The following is a 711-nucleotide window of genomic DNA, read 5'->3' on the forward strand; positions in this document are numbered from 1 at the left end:
CTTCGATGACCTTGCGGATTTGACGCTGCTTATCGGGGACAACGGCTTCACGTCCTATTACCAGTGGATGATCGACGAATACGGGTTGGGGAATGTCGGATGAGGGCAAGCAAATTATTTACCGCGTTCGCAACAGCGTGCCTTTGCTTGCCCGTGGGAGCCTTGGCTTTAACCTCGACCGAGCCGCCTGATCTGACCGGCAACTTAGCAATACCGGACCCTATTGGCACGCTTGATACGGGAGTGAATACTGTTTCAGGGTCGGTGCTAGCGGAGTGTGAAGACGAAGGTAACGGTATTTTTAGGCCTAAATTTGACACTGATGATGGCGATTCCTTCGAGTTCCAAGTGCCGTCTGGAGAGCAGCTCATATCCGCCGAGTTGACAATTGCAGGTCTGAGCGGTGGAGATGTCTTTGCCCGTTCGTTCGAAGACTTAAAATTCCTGGGAGGGGTTGGAGCTGGCTCCTATGACATCCTCGATGGTCCGCCCCTGACAGGAACGCAGGACTATCAAGTTGCGCCACTTTGTCGGGATGATGCAACAATCAGTTACAATTGGGTTATCGAATTGGAAGTCTCTGGGGCATCGGACCAGACAGCCCCGACGGCCGATGCCGGGCCTGACCAGACGGGGATTGCGTCCGGGTCGTCTGCGACACTGGACGCGACCGCGTCGAGCGATCCGGATGCGGGCGACACGCTCAGCTAT

Annotated in this window: 1 protein-coding gene; it reads left to right on the forward strand. The window is 55.4% G+C overall.

Going from position 1 to position 711, the window contains the following annotated elements; all coding sequences use genetic code 11:
• Positions 1-99 precede the first annotated feature (99 nt).
• A partial coding sequence (locus ACH107_RS33290; RefSeq protein WP_412509852.1) for a hypothetical protein occupies positions 100-711 on the forward strand: 612 nt, incomplete at its 3' end.

Source organism: Roseovarius halophilus (ex Wu et al. 2025) (assembly GCF_047086965.1).